This is a genomic window from Ancylobacter dichloromethanicus, from assembly GCF_018390645.1.
GTDB classification, from domain to species: domain Bacteria; phylum Pseudomonadota; class Alphaproteobacteria; order Rhizobiales; family Xanthobacteraceae; genus Ancylobacter; species Ancylobacter dichloromethanicus.
Window position 1 is genome coordinate 206,596 of sequence record NZ_JAHBGC010000017.1, and the last position, 17,241, is coordinate 223,836.

General features: G+C 66.9%; 17 protein-coding genes. 14 read left to right on the forward strand and 3 right to left on the reverse strand.

All coding sequences use genetic code 11. The features are described from left to right. Positions 1-62: 62 nt before the first annotated feature. The 3 genes from KHC23_RS08500 (at position 63) to KHC23_RS08510 (ending at position 3,735) form a co-directional block, all read left to right on the forward strand. Positions 63-1,469, forward strand: coding sequence for an aldehyde dehydrogenase family protein (locus KHC23_RS08500; protein WP_213371426.1), 1,407 nt, complete (start codon positions 63-65; stop codon positions 1,467-1,469). Between the two features lie 88 nt (positions 1,470-1,557). Next, the gene (locus KHC23_RS08505; protein ID WP_213371428.1) at positions 1,558-2,739 is read left to right on the forward strand and encodes an MFS transporter; all 1,182 of its coding nucleotides are present in this window, start codon (positions 1,558-1,560) and stop codon (positions 2,737-2,739) included. Positions 2,740-3,045: 306 nt separating this feature from the next. After that, on the forward strand, positions 3,046-3,735 hold the full coding sequence (locus tag KHC23_RS08510) for an SDR family NAD(P)-dependent oxidoreductase (protein ID WP_213371430.1): 690 nt from the start codon (positions 3,046-3,048) through the stop codon (positions 3,733-3,735). A gap of 461 nt (positions 3,736-4,196) precedes the next feature. Here the strand turns inward: KHC23_RS08510 and KHC23_RS08515 are convergent, their stop codons facing one another. Together KHC23_RS08515 and KHC23_RS08520 are read right to left on the reverse strand one after the other, a co-directional pair. Further along, positions 4,197-5,768: an amidase gene (locus tag KHC23_RS08515; protein ID WP_213371432.1), complete on the reverse strand. Its 1,572-nt coding sequence runs from the start codon at positions 5,766-5,768 to the stop codon at positions 4,197-4,199. Between the two features lie 92 nt (positions 5,769-5,860). After that, positions 5,861-7,294: a sigma-54 interaction domain-containing protein gene (locus KHC23_RS08520; RefSeq protein WP_213371435.1), complete on the reverse strand. Its 1,434-nt coding sequence runs from the start codon at positions 7,292-7,294 to the stop codon at positions 5,861-5,863. A 191-nt stretch (positions 7,295-7,485) separates the two neighbouring features. Here KHC23_RS08520 and KHC23_RS08525 point away from each other — a divergent pair, with 191 nt between their 5' ends. The 11 genes from KHC23_RS08525 to KHC23_RS08575 all read left to right on the forward strand — a co-directional run bounded on the left by KHC23_RS08525 (position 7,486) and on the right by KHC23_RS08575 (position 16,485). Next, positions 7,486-7,863: a DUF485 domain-containing protein gene (locus KHC23_RS08525; RefSeq protein ID WP_213371437.1), complete on the forward strand. Its 378-nt coding sequence runs from the start codon at positions 7,486-7,488 to the stop codon at positions 7,861-7,863. Further along, positions 7,860-9,416 (forward strand): solute symporter family protein, encoded by a 1,557-nt coding sequence (locus tag KHC23_RS08530; RefSeq protein WP_246544441.1) that lies wholly within the window; start codon positions 7,860-7,862, stop codon positions 9,414-9,416. The genes KHC23_RS08525 and KHC23_RS08530 overlap by 4 nt, the downstream gene beginning before the upstream one ends. Before the next feature lie 14 nt (positions 9,417-9,430). Further along, entirely contained in the window at positions 9,431-10,201 is a 771-nt protein-coding gene (locus KHC23_RS08535; protein WP_213371439.1) for a haloacid dehalogenase type II, read from the forward strand. Between the two features lie 34 nt (positions 10,202-10,235). After that, a complete protein-coding gene (locus KHC23_RS08540) occupies positions 10,236-10,760 on the forward strand; it encodes an HPP family protein (RefSeq protein WP_213371441.1) in 525 nt (174 codons plus the stop codon). A gap of 112 nt (positions 10,761-10,872) precedes the next feature. After that, positions 10,873-12,030: a trans-sulfuration enzyme family protein gene (locus tag KHC23_RS08545; RefSeq protein WP_213371443.1), complete on the forward strand. Its 1,158-nt coding sequence runs from the start codon at positions 10,873-10,875 to the stop codon at positions 12,028-12,030. 11 nt (positions 12,031-12,041) lie between these two features. After that, positions 12,042-12,785, forward strand: a complete 744-nt coding sequence (locus KHC23_RS08550; protein ID WP_213371445.1) for a TIGR04282 family arsenosugar biosynthesis glycosyltransferase — start codon at positions 12,042-12,044, stop codon at positions 12,783-12,785. Continuing rightward, positions 12,782-13,537, forward strand: a complete 756-nt coding sequence (locus tag KHC23_RS08555) for a glycosyltransferase family 2 protein (protein ID WP_213371447.1) — start codon at positions 12,782-12,784, stop codon at positions 13,535-13,537. The genes KHC23_RS08550 and KHC23_RS08555 overlap by 4 nt, the downstream gene beginning before the upstream one ends. Before the next feature lie 18 nt (positions 13,538-13,555). Further along, a complete protein-coding gene (locus KHC23_RS08560; RefSeq protein WP_213371449.1) occupies positions 13,556-14,626 on the forward strand; it encodes an NAD-dependent epimerase/dehydratase family protein in 1,071 nt (356 codons plus the stop codon). Then, the gene (locus KHC23_RS08565; protein WP_213371451.1) at positions 14,623-14,991 is read left to right on the forward strand and encodes a DMT family transporter; all 369 of its coding nucleotides are present in this window, start codon (positions 14,623-14,625) and stop codon (positions 14,989-14,991) included. Before KHC23_RS08560 ends, KHC23_RS08565 begins: the two co-directional genes overlap by 4 nt. Before the next feature lie 102 nt (positions 14,992-15,093). Continuing rightward, a complete protein-coding gene (locus tag KHC23_RS08570; protein WP_213371453.1) occupies positions 15,094-15,729 on the forward strand; it encodes an NrsF family protein in 636 nt (211 codons plus the stop codon). 96 nt (positions 15,730-15,825) lie between these two features. Further along, a complete protein-coding gene (locus KHC23_RS08575) occupies positions 15,826-16,485 on the forward strand; it encodes an NrsF family protein (protein WP_246544442.1) in 660 nt (219 codons plus the stop codon). A gap of 23 nt (positions 16,486-16,508) precedes the next feature. Here the strand turns inward: KHC23_RS08575 and KHC23_RS08580 are convergent, their stop codons facing one another. Next, entirely contained in the window at positions 16,509-17,075 is a 567-nt protein-coding gene (locus KHC23_RS08580; RefSeq protein ID WP_309299188.1) for a TetR/AcrR family transcriptional regulator, read from the reverse strand. Positions 17,076-17,241 lie beyond the last annotated feature (166 nt).

Consider the following 17,241-nt stretch of genomic DNA (forward strand, 5'->3'; position numbering starts at 1 on the left):
TTCAGCCCCTCCGTTGCCGACGCAGGCAGGACGAACACACCCCAGATCCGAGGAGAATACCCATGCATCATGCATTCAGGCTGCTGATCAATGGCCGGCTGGTTCCCGGCACGGGGACCGCACCGGTCATCAATCCCGCGACCGGAACGCCGTTCGCCGACCGGCCGGTGGCCTCACGCGGTCAGCTCGACGAGGCGGTTGCCTCCGCCAAGGCCGCGCAGCCTGGCTGGGCCGCCAATCCCTATGCCGAGCGCCGTCGCGTTCTCGAAAAAGTGGCCGATCGCATCGAGGAACGGGCCGAGGACCTCGCCCGCGTGCTGACCCTCGAGCAAGGCAAGCCGCTGCGCGATTCCCGCGCCGAAATCGGCCTGCTCGTCGCCACCATCCGCACCTTCTGCACAATGGAACTCGGTGTCGAGATCATCGAAGACAGCGCCACCAATCGCGTCGAGGCTCATTTCCGCCCCTTCGGTGTGGTCGCGGCCATTGTGCCATGGAACTTCCCGCTCGGCCTCATCGGTAACAAGCTGCCCCCGGCGCTGCTCGCCGGCAACACGATGGTGATCAAGCCGGCATCCAGCACGCCGCTTTCCGCCGTCCTGCTCGGCGAAGTCATCGCCGATGTCGTTCCTGCCGGCGTGGTCAACGTGCTGTGCGACAATGGTGGCCTTGGCGGCCCGCTGAGCGAGCATCCCGACATCGCCAGGATCGCGTTTACCGGATCGACCGAAACCGGCAAGCGTGTCGCGGCGGCGGCCATCGGCGATCTCAAGCGGGTCACGCTCGAACTCGGCGGCAACGACGCAGCCATCATTCTCGACGACGCCGATGTGACGGCCATCGCGCCGGCTATCTTCGCGACCAGCTTCGCCAATACGGGCCAGGTCTGCTACGCGATCAAGCGCGTCTATGCTCAAGAGGCGGTCTACGACGCGCTCTGCACCGAGCTGGCGCGGCTTGCCGACGCCGCCATCGTCGGCGACGGCCTTGACGAGGCGGCCCAGTTCGGCCCGCTCCAGAACCAGACCCAATATGAGACGGTGAAGCGCTACCTCGACATCGCGCGTCGCGACGGCACGATCATCGCCGGCGGCGAGATACCCGATCGCCCGGGCTACTTCATTCGTCCGACGGTCGTGCGCGACATCGACGACAGTTCGCCCCTTGTGACCGAGGAACAGTTCGGGCCGGTGCTGCCGGTCGTCAAGGTCCGCGACGAGGACGAGGCCCTGGCGCGCGCCAATGCCTCGCCCTACGGGCTCGGTGGCTCGGTCTGGTCGAGCGACGCCGCGCGCGCCGCCCGCGTCGCGGCGCGGCTTGAGGCCGGGAACATCTGGATCAACCAGCATTTGCGACTGGCGCCGCACATCCCGCTCTCGCCGGCCAAACAGTCCGGCATCGGCACGGAACTGACCATCGACGGGTTGAAAGACTTCGCCCAGATGGTGGTGCTCGACATCGCAAAGTGAACGTCTCCCGGCAGCCGACGGCGCGTCTCGCCGGCTGCCGGCGGCCCTCTTCATCGATAGGGGAGACCCCCATGCCGACCGCGTGTCCTTGTCCACCGCGCGCCCGCGCACAGCCGACGCGCCCGCGCTTCCGCTCCCGGTCCTGACGGTGATGTCCGTCGCGTCAGGCGCGGGGATCGCCAATCTCTATTACAACCAGCCGCTCCTGGAGCAGATGGCACGCACTCTGCCCGCGAGCGAGGAACTGATCGGCCTGGTGCCGACACTGACCCAGGTCGGTTATGCGATCGGCATGCTGCTGCTCGTTCCGCTCGGCGACATGCTGCCTCGTCGCCGCCTCGCGCTGCTGTTCACCCTGCTGACGGCGGCCATGGCGCTCGGCACGGCGCTCAACCCGACACTTCCGGTCCTGCTCGGCTTCAGTCTCCTGCTCGGCGTCTCGAACATGACGCCGCAGCTTCTGATACCGCTTGCCGCCACTCTCTCGACGCCGGAGGACCGCGGCCGCGTCATCGGTGTCATGCTCAGCGGAATCTTCGCCGGGGTGCTGCTTTCGAGAACCCTTGCAGGCTTTGTCGGCGACGCCTTCGGGTGGCGGGCCATGTTCTGGCTGGCAACCGCTTTAATGCTGATCCTCACCGCCGCCCTCGCCGTTGCCCTCCCCACGACGCCCCCGACCCATCAGGGTCGCTATCGCGATCTGCTGGGCTCGGTCCTCACCCTCGTTCGGGAACAGCCCGTTCTGCAAGAGGCTTGCCTGTTCGGCTTCACGCTGTTCGCGGCCTTCATGATCTTCTGGTCAAACCTCATTCATTTGATGGTGGCTCCGCCGTTCGAACTCGGCGCGACGGCGGTCGGGCTCTTTGGAATTCTCAGCGTGGCGGCGGCCCTGGCGAGCCCCATCGTGGGACGCCTGGCCGACCGGGGTCTGGCGCGCCGCGTCGCCGGCGCCATGATCATCTTCACCATCGCCTCCTTCGGCATGTTCTGGCTGGGCCGGGCGAGCCTGGTGTGGATCGGCGTCGGTGTGCTGGCGATGGACCTCGGCACACAGCTCGCCCATGTCAGCAATCAGAGCCGGATCCTCAATCTCGCGCCGGGAGCTCAAAGCCGCATCCAGACGGCCTATTTCGCCGGAGGCGGGTTCGGTGCCGCCACCGGCTCCGCAGCGTGGAGCCATTGGGGCTGGGCCGGCGTTTGCGGTTCGGCCGTGGCCATACTGCTGATCCCCCTGGCCAAATGGCTTCTTCCGCTGCGGCCGACCGCGTAAGCCCGGCATTATCGACCCTTCAGCCGGCAACAACCCCTCGTCAGACACGAGACTTGGCGCCGCGATGAGTGAGCGCCCGGACCACGCGCGCCGCGAGGCCCGACCACATCCCGACCCGCGCATGAGCGTGCTGCCGCCGGATATGATTGGTGATCTGAAGTCATTTAATAGGTGACATAAACGCGCTCTACTCACCCAAGAGCGAATGCCACACTACCCCCGACCGGATGCTTCGAGGGAGCGAAACTCCCCCCGTCGGGCCGCCGCAGTATCGGCGCATTCAAACCCTCGCAAATGGAGGCGACCATGGCCAACAAGCCGACCATTCTCATCGTCGGGGCCTCGCGCGGACTCGGCCTCGCTCTCGTCGAGCAGTTCTGCGCACGCGACTGGCACGTCATCGCCACCGTCCGCGGCGCCTCGTCCACACTCGACGAACTCAAATCCCGCTTTCCCGGCAGCCTGGAAGAGGAAACCGCCGACATCGCCGACGAAGCCAGTGTCCGCGCCCTGCGCCGGCGTCTCGGCGGACGCACCATCGACATGCTGTTCGTCAATGCCGGTATCGCCAAATCCATCACCGAAACCCCGGTCACGGCTCCGGTCCAGGACTTCCTGGACATGATGCTGGTCAATGCATTCAGCCCCGTACGATTTATCGAAATTTTCGAGGATATCGTCGCGACGGACGGCACGATTGCGGCGATGACGTCGGAACTCGCCAGCATCACCCAGAATGAAGGCTTCTGGGACCTGTACGCGTCCAGCAAGGCCGCGCTCAACATGCTGATGAAGTGCTACACGGCGCATCGGCCGAATGACCGCCGGGCCAAGCTCTTTGTGGCGCCGGGCTGGATCCAGACCGACATGGGCGGTTCCGACGCCACCTTCACCGTCGAGGAATGTATTCCGCAGGTCGCCGATGTGCTGGAAAAGAACCACGGCAAGCCCGGACTGCGCTTTGTCGATCGCTTTGATCAGACGCTACCCTGGTGAATTGGCCATGTTCCCTCCTGCTCCCGGCATCTTCGAGCGACGCCGGAAGCATCCTGATAATCGGGAACCTCAAAAGCCGACGCGGGCATATTCACGTTGGCAACTCGCCTTCGATGTCTAGGTCCGCCTTGCGGTTTCAGCCTGCCCATCAGGCTCCCGATATAGACGGCGGGTGAATCGTCGGCCGGGCCAGCAGGGCTTCCTGAACCACGTCCTCGGCATCGCCGAGGGCGGGCCATATTGGGCGCAATTCCGCCGGGCCATGGCACGCAGATGCGGCGTCACCGACTGGAGAAACCGGCCATACGCCTCGTGCCCGCTCCGCCGGCTTCAATCGGGCCGTTTTATTGTGTCCGATCTATATCTCCGGAAGGGTTGCGGCGATAGCGTGACGAACGCCCTTCTCCGGCATGTCCGCAAGCCGATTGCCTTGGGACCGGGCGTTTCGGCAAGGGCCGCGGTCAACCGGGCAGGGCCGCAGACCGTCGCAGCAGCGTCGCCTGCTCGAAGGCATGGGCGAAGGCCAGAATGGCCGCGTCGGTGTCGATGGCGGCCCCGACAATGTCGATCGCGATGGGGCGTCCATCCTCCAGGAAACCGGCGGGAACCGTGACGACCGGAAGGCCCATCTCATTGATCTCGGTGCCGACGACCTGATCGCCGAGATAGGCCAGCGTATCACCGCCAATATCGGGGAGCGGGCTGACCGAGCGGGGGAAGAACAGCGCATCGATGCCCTTGTCGCGCAGGATCGCCTCATAGTGCGCGCGCAAGGCGCCCGCCTGCTCGACGACGGCGATCATGCCGGCATCATCGGCGCCGACATTTATGTTCGCGTCCGAAAGTAGCCCGTGCAGGGGAGCGGTGGTGGCGACACCGATCTCAAAGCCGGCGCGCTCCTTGAAAGCGGATCGCGACGAAGGATTGGAACCGCCCAGAGCGCCAAGGAAGGCATCCACGCCAGCGAGATAGGAATTCGTAGCGACGAACGAGGTCCGGCTCTTCCAGCGTACCCGCCAGTCCGTATCGGCAAACACCACAGGAACGAGTTCGGCGCCGAGCCTTGTCAGCACATCGGTCATGACCCGGTAATGCCTGGCAACCGAGGGATGCAGGTCGGGGGCCCATTGCCCCGGCTCGAACAGTCCGATCCGGGCTCCCCTGAGGGCATCGGCATCGAGCACGGAGGCGAAGTCCGGCTTGTCCGTGCGACGCCCGGTTCGCGGGTCGGCGGCTGCCGGCCCGGCCAGAACGTCCATCAGAACTGCGACATCGGAAACGGTCTTGGCGATCGGCCCCGCCACGTCGTGATGACTGGACAGGCCCGGGAAGACGCCGTCGATCGGCACCATGCCAAAGCTCGGCTTCAAGCCGACGAGACTTTGTGCCGAGGCCGGGAAGAGAATGGAACCGGCCGTGTCGGTGCCCAGCGATGCGAGGCCAAATCCGGCCGCGACCGCCGCCGCGCTCCCGGTGCTCGACGCGCCCGGCGCGAAGCGGGGATTGTACGGGTTGAGGGTATCGCCATTGTAACTCGAATCGGCGCGCAGCCCGTCCAGGCCGAAATCGGGCAGATTGCTCTTTCCGACAATCAGTGCGCCGGCCTGTTTGAGCCTCGCTACCACGCTGGCATCGCGCTCGGGTATCAGGTCGAGGCCGTTGAAGACCCCGCCGGACGGGTCGACGACCCGATCATCCGAGGCAAAGCCCGCATAGCCGGCCGTGGTACGCACGCCCGCCATGTTCATGTTGTCCTTGATGACGATGGGCACCCCATGGAGCGGGCCCTTTCTCACCCCGGCCCGCCACTCCGCGTCGACCTGGGCGGCATCCTCCATGAGCGCCATGTTCACGCTGATGAAGGCATTGAGATAGGGCTCCAGCCGGGCGATCCGCGCCAGGCATGTCGCCGCGACATCCGAAGCGGAGAAACGTCCCGCCCGATAGCCGGCCTGCAGGTCGGAAATGGTCCAGCCGATCATGTCGATCTCGGCAGTGGGGAGCGGAAAGGCCGGAAGCCTGAGATGCCTCATGTGGTGAACGCCCTGTCGGAGGAGGTATATTCCTCAATTAAAACGTTCGTTCTAAAAATAAACAAGAGGGGTCCGCGCCGCCTGGGGCGGCCTCAGCGCCGGGTCTCGGTCTTGGCCTTCAATTTCCGGACGATGGTGGACTGGCTCACCCCGAGATGGCGCGCCGCGGCCCGCGTGGTGGAGAAACGCTGCAGAGCGCTCTCGATGAGAGCGGTTTCGAAACGGCGCACCTGTTCGTCGAGGCTTGGTCCCTCACCGCCAAGCCGCTCGCCAGGCGGCGTTTCGGCGCCTTCGGGAGCCGGTGGCGCCACGACGATTCCCAGTTCCTCGGCCTCGATCACGGCACCGGGCGAGGTCACCACCATCCGCTCGACCAGATTGCGCAATTCGCGAATGTTTCCGGGCCAGTCATAGGCGACCAGCACCAGCGCGGCGGCATGGGAAAACCGTTTCTGGGTACGATATTGCGCGTTGAAGCCGGAAAGCGCCTGACGGACGAGGGGAAGAATATCCCCGCGCCGCTCGCGCAGTGGCGGCACGACCACCGGCACCACGTTGAGGCGGTAGAACAGGTCCGCGCGAAAGGCCGAGGCCTCGACCGCACGGGCCAGATCGCGATTGGTCGCGGCCACGATGCGGATGTCGAGCGGCATGGGACGGGTGGCACCCAGCCGCGCGACGGTCCGGTCCTGCAGCACGTGGAGCAGCTTGACCTGCATGTCGAGCGGCAGCTCTCCGATCTCGTCGAGGAACAGCGTGCCGTGATTGGCCAGTTCCAGCATGCCGGGCTTGCCGTTCTTATGCGCCCCGGTGAACGCGCCGGCCTCATAGCCGAACAGCTCGGATTCGATGAGGTCGCGCGGCAGCGCCCCGCAATTGATCTTGATGAAGGCGGCGTTGGCACGCGGGCTCTCGCGGTGCACGAGACGGGCGAAGACCTCCTTGCCGACACCGGACTCGCCGGTCAGCAGCACGGTGGCATCCGAGGCCGACACACGCCGCAGCAGATCGGCGATCCGTCGCGTCGCGTCGCCATGGAATATCGGGCCGTCCGGCGGCAATCCTTCGAGGCGCAGTTGCGCCACTTCGGTTTCCGCCCGCGCCAGATCGTGACGGATGCGTGAAAGCTCGGCCTGAAGCTGATCGAGTTCGGTGGTATCGCGCGAATTGATGATGACGCGCCGCACCCGCCCCTCTTCGTCGAAGAGCGGCGTCCCGGTCGCGAGAATGGTCTTGCCCGTATGGGTGCGCTGGATCGCGGTCACACGCTGGCCGGTGGCGATGACGCGCGGGGCGATGACAGGGCGGATCAGGCCATCCGCCTCAAGCTCGGCGACCAGCCGGCCGACCACGTCCTCGGCGCGAAAATCATAATTGCGCTCGCAGCCCGGATTGACCAGCAGCGTGCGCCCCTCGCCATCGGCAACGAAAATTCCATCGAACGAATTGCGGATGATCTCGCTGAAATCGCTCCCGGTCAGCGGCAGATCCGGCGTCGCGGCCGGGGGATGGACGGGCATGCGCATGACATTCATTCCGATGCAGAATCGCATCAAACGATGCATTACTGCATCAATAAGGGGGAGCCATTTCGGCTAACTATCTGGCGTTACAGGACTCGCGGGACTGGCACGCAAGTTGCGCAAGGAATGGCGGGTCAGATTGCGGCGCCGCGCCGCAGGACCAAGGCCCACAACAAGACCAAAGGAAGCGCCCAATGACAATCCTGTCCGCCCCGGCGCGCGCGCCGGCCGCGGGGGCCTCGCCCCCTCCCACTCCCCGCATGCCCGACTGGCATGCGCGTGTCGAGGCCCCCACCTTTCGCCGGCTGATCGAGGCCAAACGCCGGACCATCGGCTGGCTGCTGGGCCTGTCGCTCGGCTTCTTCTTCCTGACGCTGCTGCTGGCCGGCTATGCCCGCCCGTTCATGTCGGCCAAGGCCTTCGGCGCGCTGAATATCGGCTACGTGCTGATCATCGGCATCTATCTCGTGACCTGGGCGGCCGCCCTGCTCTACATGCTCGCGGCCCATCGCAGCTTCGATCCGCTCGCCGCCGCCGCGCGCGACACCGCCATGCGGGAGGGCACGCGATGAAAATGCTCTCCCTCGCCATCTTCGTGGTGATCCTCGCGGTCACCCTCGGCATCACCTATTGGGCGGCGCGGCGCACCCGTACCGCCAGCGACTTCTATACCGCGCATGGCAATCTCGGCCCCATTCAGAACGGGTTCGCGCTCGCCGGCGACTGGATGAGCGCGGCGGCTTTTCTCGGCTTCTCCGGCCTCGCCGCGCTCTACGGCATGGACGGGTCGCTTTATGCCGCCGGCGCGCTCGTCGCCTTCCTCGCCATTTTGATGCTGGTGGCCGAGCCGGTCCGCAACACCGGCCGTTTCACGCTCGGCGACGTCATCGCCTTCCGCATGCAGCGACCGCAGGCACGGCTCGCGGCGGTGCTGGGCACGGTGGTGGTGAGCCTCGCCTATCTGGTACCGCAGATGGCGGGAGGGGCCGCCCTGATCAAGCTGCTGCTCGGCGTGCCCTACGCGATCTCGATCGTCGTCGTCGGCGTCGGCGTCGGCATGCTGGTCTATGTCGTGTTCGGCGGCATGCTGGCCACGACCTGGGTGCAGATCATCAAGGCTGTCCCGCTGCTGGGAACCGCCACCGTGCTGGTCGCCCTGCTTCTCGCGCAGTTCGGCTTCGATCCTCTCGCCGTATTCGCAGCGGCGGAGGCGCGTTACGGGCCACAGTTGCTGGCGCCGGGTAACTATCTCAAGCATCCGCTGGATCAGCTCTCGCTCGGGCTGAGCTTTGCCTTCGGCACCGCCGGCCTGCCGCACGTCATGACCCGCTTCTACACCGTCCCCGACGCCCAGGCGGCACGGCGTTCGGCGGTGTGGCTGATGTTCCTGGCCGGCGCCTTCTTCCTCGTGACCACCTTGATCGGCCTCGGCTCGGCGGCGCTGGTCGGGCAGGACGTCATCCGGGCCGCCGACAAGGGCGGCAATCTCGCTTTGCCGCTGCTGGCGCAATATCTTGGCGGCGGTCCCGGCAGCATCGGCGGGGAAATCTTTCTCGCCATCGTGGTCGCCGTGGCATTCGCCACCATCCTGGCCGTCGTGGCGGCACTCACGCTCTCCACGTCCGGCGCGATCGCACATGATCTTTATGTGAACGTGATGCGCGGCGGTAGGGTCGGCGAGCGCGAGCAGGTGAAGGTGGCGCGGATCGCGACCCTCGCGGTGGGCGCTTTCGCCATCCTGTTCGGCCTGCTGGCCCAGGGCATCAACGTCGCGGTGCTGGTCATCCTCGCGATCTCGATCGCGGCCAGCGCTAATTTTCCTGTCATCGTTCTGTCGTTGTTCTGGCGCCGGTTCAACACTGCCGGCGTCGTCGCGGGCATGACGGCGGGGCTGGCCTCCTCGGTGGCGCTGGCGATGGTCGGACCGGCCTTCATGGGCGCCGACGCGCTGTTTCCGGTCGTGAACCCCGCCATTGCCAGCGTGCCGATCGGCTTTCTCGGCGCCGTCCTCGGCTCGCTTCTGTCCCGGCGCGACCCGGTTTCGGAGGCGCAGTTCGATGAAGTCATCTTCCGCGCGAACACCGGCCTGCGCGACGACGCGTCGACCGGCCCCGCCCACCGCTGAAAATGAGATGTGACATGATCAAAGCCGTTGTCTTCGATGCCTATGGAACGCTGTTCGACGTCCAGTCGGTCGCCGATGCGACCGAGCGCGCCTATCCCGGTTATGGCGAGTACATCACCCAGGTCTGGCGACAGAAGCAGCTGGAATATAGCTGGCTGCGCTCGCTGATGGGGCGTTACCAGGATTTCTGGAGCGTGACGCAGGAAGCCCTGGCCTATACGCTGAACACGCTCGGCCGCGAGCCGGACGCCGCCTTCCTCACCGAGATGGCCGACACCTATAACCGGCTTCTGCCCTATCCCGATGCGTCCCAGTGCCTGAAGGACCTCGCCCCGCTCCGGCTCGCCATCCTCTCCAACGGCGCGCCGGGCATGCTGCAGCGTCTCGTCGCCAATGCCGGTCTTGCCGAGCTTTTCGACGCGGTGATCAGCGTCGACTCCAAAGCGGTCTTCAAGCCCCATCCCCGCGCCTACGAGATGGTGGAGGAGGCTCTCGGGGTGAAGCCGGAGAACGTCCTGTTCGTGTCGTCCAACGGCTTCGACGTCGGCGGCGCGAAGAATTTCGGCTTCCGCGTCGCGCGCGTCGCCCGACTGCCGACGGAGAAGCTGGCGCGCGAGCTTGAGGCTCGCCCGATCACCCCCCTGACCATGTTCAAGGCGCTCAGGATGCAGGAGGAGACCTACGCCGAATCGGCGGATTTCGAGGTGCAGACGCTCTCCCAATTGCCGGATCTGGTCCGCGCCGAGCAGGCGAAGCCGATGCGGACCGCGGGCGGCCGTGTCTGACGCCGCGTCGACGCACGGGCAGGACCGGGACAGGATGGCGCGCCGGCGCGAGCGGATCGGCATCGCCGCCGCCGCCGTGGTCGTAGCGGCCTCGGTCTTCACCCTGCATGTCGTGGCGCGGACGTCGGGGATGGCTCTTGCGGCCTTTCCCTTCGCGACAACCCTCGTCCTTGTGTGCGGCGCGCCGGGCAGCCCCCCGTCCAGCAGCCGCGCCATTGTCGGCGGTCACATGATCTGCGGGGTGGTGGCGCTGTGCGGCCACCACCTGTGGCCGGTGTCCGAACTCGCGACCGCCGGCATGGTCGGGGTCGCGCTGGCCCTGATGATGGCGCTGCGCTGCTTTCACCCGCCGGCGGGGATCACCCCGCTCATCGCCGCGCAGTTCCAGCCGGACTGGAGCTTCCTGCTCTGGCCGGTGCTGACCGGCGCCCTGCTGGCGGCGTTTCTGGCGCGCTGCCTTGAGGCAATCCCGCTCTTCCGGAGGTCGGGCGACACCGCGCCGGCACCGAGGTCGATCGCCTCGGCCCCCGCGCCAGACGCCGGCCGCTTCCAAAAATAACGCCGTGCTGTAACGAAGTCGCCTCCCCCTGCGTAGAGGATACAACACGCGTCCGACCTTTGGCCGGCGCGCGTCACGCTTGGCTCTGGCTGCTCCACCGATCGCAGGTTCCATGGACGACCGTCCCTCCCGCCGTTTTATGCCCCGCACCTTGGCCACCCGCGCGCTCGGCGTCGGGCGGCCGCCGTCGACCGCGCTGACGCCCTCGATCGACATGAGCACCACCTATGCCCGTGATCCCGACAACGGCTACAGTTCCGGCCATGTCTACGGCCGCAAGGACAACGCCACGGTCCAGCAGGCCGAGCGTCAGATAGCCGAGCTCGAACATGCCCGGGATGCCATGCTGTTCGGCTCGGGCATGGCGGCGGCGGCGGCCGTCTTCGTGGCCCTGCCACCGACTCACATTGTGGCGCCGCGCGACATGTACTGGGGTTTGCGCGTATGGCTGCTGTCCGCCCATCGTTACGGTCACGAGGTGAGCTTCGTCGACATGTCGAGGCTCGACGAGGTTCGATCTGCCCTCCGCCCCGGCAAAACCGGGCTTATCTGGATTGAAACGCCGAGCAACCCGCTCTGGACCGTGACCGACATCTCCGCCGTGGCGGATCTCGCCCATCGTGCCGGCGCCATGGTCTGTGCCGATTCGACCGTTGCGACGCCGGTATTGACCAATCCGCTCGTCTTCGGCGCCGACATCGTGATGCACTCGGCAACCAAGTATCTCAACGGCCATTCGGATGTGGTCGCGGGCGCCCTGGCGAGTGCCGACCGTTCGGAACTCTGGCTGCGCATCAAGGACATGCGTGACCAGCAGGGGGCCGTGCTCGGCTCTTTCGACGCCTGGCTGCTGACGCGCGGCCTGCGCACGCTCGACCTGCGCGTGAAGGAACAGAGCCGCAGCGCCGCCTTGATCGCCGAGCGGCTGCTCGGACACCCGGCGGTGGGCGCCGTCCTTTATCCTGGCTTGCCGGACCATCCCGGCCACGCCATCGCCGCACGGCAGATGCCGAACGGGTTCGGCGGCATGTTGTCCCTGCGCCTGCGCGGCGGGGCCGCCGCAGCCATCACCGCCGCCGCCCAGGTCCAGCTGTGGCGCCGGGCCACCTCCTTCGGCGGCATCGAAAGCCTCGTCGAGCACCGTGCCTCGATCGAGGGCGAAGGCTCGCCCTGCCCGGACGACCTGCTGCGGCTTTCCGTTGGCCTTGAAGACCCCAACGATCTGTATCGCGACCTTGCCGACTCGCTCGACCTTCTGACCCGCATGTGAGGAAACGCATCATGTCGACTGTCGCAGTGGCCATCATCTGCAAGACGCCCGCGCCGGGTAAATCCAAGACCCGCCTGTCGCCGCCCTTGCGCCCCGAGGAATGCGCGGAAATCTCCGCCTGCTTCATTTCCGACCTTTCCGCCACTATCGCCGAGCTTGGCGCCGAGGGCGATGCGGAAGGTTACGCCGTCTACACGCCGGCTGGATCGGAAGCGGCGCTGACCCGGCTGCTTCCGTCCAGCTTCGGCCTCGTGCTGCAAGGCGAGGGCGATCTCGGCCAGCGGCTCGACAAGGGCATCGCCGATCTGCTCGCGCGCGGGCATGTCGGCGCCATCCTCATCAATTCCGACAGCCCCACCTTGCCGAAGGCGGTGCTGCGGCAGGCGGTCGACCTGTTGAAGAGCGGCGACCGGGCGGTGCTGAGCCCGGCACTGGATGGCGGCTACACATTCATCGGCCTTTCGCGCCCGCATCCGCACCTGTTCGCGGACATTCCGTGGAGCACGCCGGACGTGTATCGCCTGACGCTGCAGCGCGCCCGCGAGATCGAATTGCCGATCGTCGAGCTCGCGCCCTGGTACGATGTCGACGACGCCGCATCCTATGCTCTCCTGGAGCAGGAACTGGACGGGCTGCCGCTGGCCTTCGCGCCGGCCGATCTCGCGCGCCAGCCGGCCGCGCGCACCGCCGCCTTCGTACGCCGCCGCCGCGCATCCCTCACCGTAGCGCAACCCGCGCAGGCAGGTGCGGCATGACGGGACAGGACGCTCTCCGGCACGTCGCCGTCGTCATTCCCTGCCTGGACGAGGAAGACGCCATTGCGGCGGTGGTGCGCGAGGTGCTCGCCGAGGGCGTGGGCGAAGTGATCGTCGTCGACAACGGCTCGCGTGACCGCACGGCCGAGCGGGCCGCCGCCGCAGGGGCACGCGTGGTGTCCCAGCCGGTGCGCGGCTATGGCCGGGCCTGTGCCGCCGGGCTCGCGGCGGTGGGCACCGAACGCGACATCGTCTGCTTCCTTGATGGCGATGGCAGCGACGTGCCCGCGTTCATCCCTTTGGTCGTGGCGCCGGTGGCGGCCGGCACGGCGGATTTCGTCATGGGCTCGCGGCTGCGCGGGCAGCGCGAACCCGGCTCCATGACGCCCCAGCAACTCGTTGCGGGCCGGCTTGCCGGCGTGCTGCTGCGCCTGACCTATGGCGTGCGCTGCACCGACATGTCGCCGCTGCGGGCGATGCGGACCGAACGTCTCGTCGCACTCGGCATGCGCGAGCAGACCTATGGCTGGAACCTGGAAATGCAGATGCGGGCGGCGGGAGCGGGCCTGCGCTGTCTGGAAGTGCCGGTCGACCATCGTTGCCGGCGCGGTGGACAGTCAAAGGTCTCCGGCAATCTCGTCGCCGGGCTGAGCGCGGCATGGAAGATCTCCACCACCTTCATACGCCTGGCGCGGCACCAGCCCGCCGGGCGCCCCGCGGAGTCGGCGGCGGTTCCCGTGGCGCGTCGTTGATCGATCAGGGAGAAAGTCATGCACGTCCTCCTCACCGGCGCCGCCGGCTTCATCGGTCGGCATGTGCTCGCGCAACTGCTTGAGCGCGGCCACGAGATACGGGCGCTCGATTCCCTGCGGCCGGACGTGCATCGCTCCGGCGCCGCATGGGCGGCGCCCCGCGACGTCGAAGCGCGGGTGGGGGATGTGCGCGACGCGGCCTTCGTGGCGGAGGCGGTGAACGGCGTCGATGCCGTCATCCATCTCGCCGCCAAGGTGGGACTGGGCGTCGATATCGACGACATGCCGGACTATGCGTCCTCCAATGACGTCGGTACCGCCGAACTGCTCGCCGCCATGGCGCGGGCGGGGGTGTCGCGGCTGACGCTGGCCAGTTCGATGGTGGTGTATGGCGAGGGCTTCGGCCGCTGCCCCGAGCATGGCGCCGTGCGGCCCGGCCCACGGCTTGAAAGCGCGCTCGTCGCCGGCGATTTCGAGCCCCCCTGCCCGATCTGCGCCCGCCCCCTTGCCGTCGGGCTGGTGGATGAGGAGACCTCCTTCGACCCGCGCAACGCCTATGCGACCAGCAAGGCGGCACAGGAGTTATACGCCGCCAACTGGGCGCGGGCGACCGGCGGCTCGGCGGCGATGATGCGCTACCACAATGTCTACGGTCCCGGCATGCCGCGCGACACGCCCTATGCCGGTGTCGCGTCGATCTTCACCTCCGCGCTGCGCCGAGGCGAGGCCCCGCGCGTGTTCGAGGACGGCCGGCAGCGGCGCGACTTCGTGCATGTGCGGGACGTCGCGGCAGCGACCGTGCGCGCCTGCGAGCGACATACCGAGGGCGTCCGGGCCTACAATGTCGGCTCCGGCACCCCTCGGACGGTGGGCGACATGGCGCAGGCGCTGGCGCAGGCGCTGGACGGCCCGCCACCGGTGGTGACCGGCCAGTACCGTCTCGGCGATGTCCGCCACATAACCGCCGACTCCTCCCGGCTGCGGCGCGAGCTCGGCTGGACGCCCACGGTCGATTTCGCCGATGGCATGGCCGAACTGGCCGCCCTTTCGCAAGAGCTGCCGGCGCGACCACGCGTGGCAGCAGGATGACGCGTACCGCCTTGATCGGCCTGATTCTCGCCAGCGTGGCGCTCAACGCGTTCGCGCAGATATTGCTGCGGATCGGCGCCCGATCGGCCGCCCAGTCGGGAAGCGCTTCGGTGCTCGCCGGCTTCGCCGAGCTGGCCTTTCGCCCCGCCATTCTGGCCGGGCTGGCCTGCTATGGATTCAGCCTTCTTACCTGGCTCTACGTGCTGGGCCGCATCGAGGTCTCCTTCGCCTATCCTTTCCTCGCGCTCGGATTTGTGCTGGTTGCGCTGGCGGGATGGCAATTGCTTGGGGAACCGATGTCGCCAGCCCGCGCGACCGGGATCGGCATCATCCTCGTCGGCGTGGTCATATTGGCGCGGAGCTAGCGGGATGTCGTCGCCAGGCCTATCTGGGGTGGTCGGCCGAGCCCCCTGAACATTGCGCAGGCGCGGGCGGGGGAACCCATCCGCGCATCGGGAGTGCGAAACGTGAAAACGGACGATCTCATCCATCTGCTGGCCAGGGACGCGGCGCCGCAATGGTCGTTTCGCACGCTGTACATCGCGGCCCTGTTCTGCGGCGTGGTGCTCGCCGGTGCCGTTTTCTTCACGACCGTGGGGCTGCGCCCGGACTTCGCGCTGGCGGCCGGGACACCCCGTTTCCCGCTCAAGTTCGCCCTGATGCTGCCATTGGCGCTCGGCGCGGCCGGGGTGACGCTGGCGATGGCGCAACCGGCTGCCGGCAGCGGCATCTGGCGTTGGGTCCTCGTCGCGGTGTCGGCACTTGCAGTCGGCGCGATAGCCAGCGAACTCTATGTGCTTCCGCCCGAGATGTGGATGACCAGTCTGGTCGGGCAGAATGCCGCTTTCTGCCTGCGCACGATCCCCCTGCTGGCGTTGGGACCGTTGGCATGCCTGCTGCTCGTGCTCCGCCAGGGCGCACCGACATATCCCGGTCTCACCGGGGCCTTTGCCGGACTGGCGGCGGGAGCGATCGGCGCGACGTGGTATGCGGCGCACTGCCCGGATGACAGCCCGCTCTTCGTCGCCGTCTGGTACAGCCTCGGTATCCTGGCGATGACGCTCGCCGGCTATGCGGGCGGGCGGAGCCTGCTGCGCTGGTGAGCATGCCGTTCTGCGAACACCCGCCATCGGCCCGGTCTTGCCTTGAGGCGGCCACAGAACTGTAACGAAAGCGCGTCGTCCTGCGTATCTCCTGGCATGAGCGTGATGCTGGAGGCCGACGTGAAGACCGATGAACTCATCGAGCTTCTGGCGCAGGACGCCACCCCCCACTGGCCATTCCGCCCCCTCTTCGTGATGATGGCGATGGGCGGAGTCCTGATCGCGGGACTGACCTTCGTTTCGTTCATCGGCGTTCGATCGGATGTCGACCAGGCGTTGAAGACGGTCCGGTTTCTCTTCAAATTCGCGATCACGGTCCCACTGGCAACGGGAGCCACCAGCATGGCATGGGCGATGTCCTGTCCCGGCACGCGTCGCAGCCGGGCGCTGACGATCCTGGCCCTGGCTCCGGTGCTGCTCGCGGTTGCGGTCGCCCTCGAATTGGGAGCGCGGCCGCCACAGACATGGGAGGCGAGCATGATCGGCCACAATGCCCGCTTCTGCCTCACCCTTATTCCGCTGCTGTCGCTGGGGCCGCTCGCCTGCCTCATCGCCGCGCTGCGCCACGGCGCGCCCACCCGTCCGGGCCTGACCGGCGCCGTTGCCGGCCTCGGCGCCGCCGCCATCGCCGCGACGTTCTATGCCGCCAATTGCGACGACGACAGCCCCCTCTTCGTGGCCCTATGGTACCCCATAGCCTTCGCCATGGTGTCAGCGGCGGGTTACGGCCTCGGCCGGCGTTTCCTGAAGTGGTGATGCGAGGGAGCGATTGTGCCGGCCTATGCCGCTCGATCCACGCCGCCATCGAGAAGGGCGAAAGCGCCGTTGATGACGCCCTCGAGCACCTCTTTTTCCGGTCGCACGCGCGCCAGCACGCGCACACCCATCAAGACGCCGAGCAAATGGCGGGCAAGTTCGTCGGCTGTCAAAGCGGTGGTGATCGTACCGTCGGCCTGTCCGGCGGCGACGCATCCGAGGAAGAACGACTGAAGCTGGTTGAGCACGCCGGCCACGTCTTCCTTGAATTCCGTGTCCTGTGGTGCAACCTCCAACGCGGCGTTGACCAGCATGCAACCCTTGTGATCCTTGTCGCTCAGCGAGCGCTTCAGAATCTCCGCGAAGAATGCGTCGATAGCCGCGCGCGGCGCCATGCCCTCGCAGCGCCGGATGCGATCGGCGATGCTTTCCTGGACATAATGGGCGAGCGCCCTGCGGTAGAAGGCCCGCTTGTCACCGAAGGCATTGTAGATGCTGGCCCCGGTCAACCCCGTGCTCTCGATCAGGTCGCGAACCGAGGTCGCCTCATAGCCGCGGCTCCAGAAGCAATGGACGGCGGCGTCGAGCACCGCTGCTTCGTCGAACTCCCTCGGTCTGGCCATTCTTTCGTCCGTCCATTCATTACGTCAGCACCTTGCCATCAATCGCGCATGAGCGCATTATAGAACGGTTGAACTAGGGCTCGGACCCATAAAGCGGTTGGCTTCGCCAGCCTGGTGTGATTCACGGCTTCCG

Bases quoted from the DNA above. Each gene is read 5' to 3' on its own strand.
- KHC23_RS08500 (WP_213371426.1), top strand. From the start codon at position 63: ATGCATCATGCATTCAGGCTGCTGATCAATGGCCGGCTGGTTCCCGGC.
- KHC23_RS08510 (WP_213371430.1), top strand. From the start codon at position 3,046: ATGGCCAACAAGCCGACCATTCTCATCGTCGGGGCCTCGCGCGGACTC.
- KHC23_RS08515 (WP_213371432.1), bottom strand. From the start codon at position 5,768: ATGAGGCATCTCAGGCTTCCGGCCTTTCCGCTCCCCACTGCCGAGATC.
- KHC23_RS08520 (WP_213371435.1), bottom strand. From the start codon at position 7,294: ATGCGCATGCCCGTCCATCCCCCGGCCGCGACGCCGGATCTGCCGCTG.
- KHC23_RS08525 (WP_213371437.1), top strand. From the start codon at position 7,486: ATGACAATCCTGTCCGCCCCGGCGCGCGCGCCGGCCGCGGGGGCCTCG.
- KHC23_RS08530 (WP_246544441.1), top strand. From the start codon at position 7,860: ATGAAAATGCTCTCCCTCGCCATCTTCGTGGTGATCCTCGCGGTCACC.
- KHC23_RS08535 (WP_213371439.1), top strand. From the start codon at position 9,431: ATGATCAAAGCCGTTGTCTTCGATGCCTATGGAACGCTGTTCGACGTC.
- KHC23_RS08540 (WP_213371441.1), top strand. From the start codon at position 10,236: ATGGCGCGCCGGCGCGAGCGGATCGGCATCGCCGCCGCCGCCGTGGTC.
- KHC23_RS08545 (WP_213371443.1), top strand. From the start codon at position 10,873: ATGGACGACCGTCCCTCCCGCCGTTTTATGCCCCGCACCTTGGCCACC.
- KHC23_RS08550 (WP_213371445.1), top strand. From the start codon at position 12,042: ATGTCGACTGTCGCAGTGGCCATCATCTGCAAGACGCCCGCGCCGGGT.
- KHC23_RS08555 (WP_213371447.1), top strand. From the start codon at position 12,782: ATGACGGGACAGGACGCTCTCCGGCACGTCGCCGTCGTCATTCCCTGC.
- KHC23_RS08560 (WP_213371449.1), top strand. From the start codon at position 13,556: ATGCACGTCCTCCTCACCGGCGCCGCCGGCTTCATCGGTCGGCATGTG.
- KHC23_RS08565 (WP_213371451.1), top strand. From the start codon at position 14,623: ATGACGCGTACCGCCTTGATCGGCCTGATTCTCGCCAGCGTGGCGCTC.
- KHC23_RS08575 (WP_246544442.1), top strand. From the start codon at position 15,826: ATGAGCGTGATGCTGGAGGCCGACGTGAAGACCGATGAACTCATCGAG.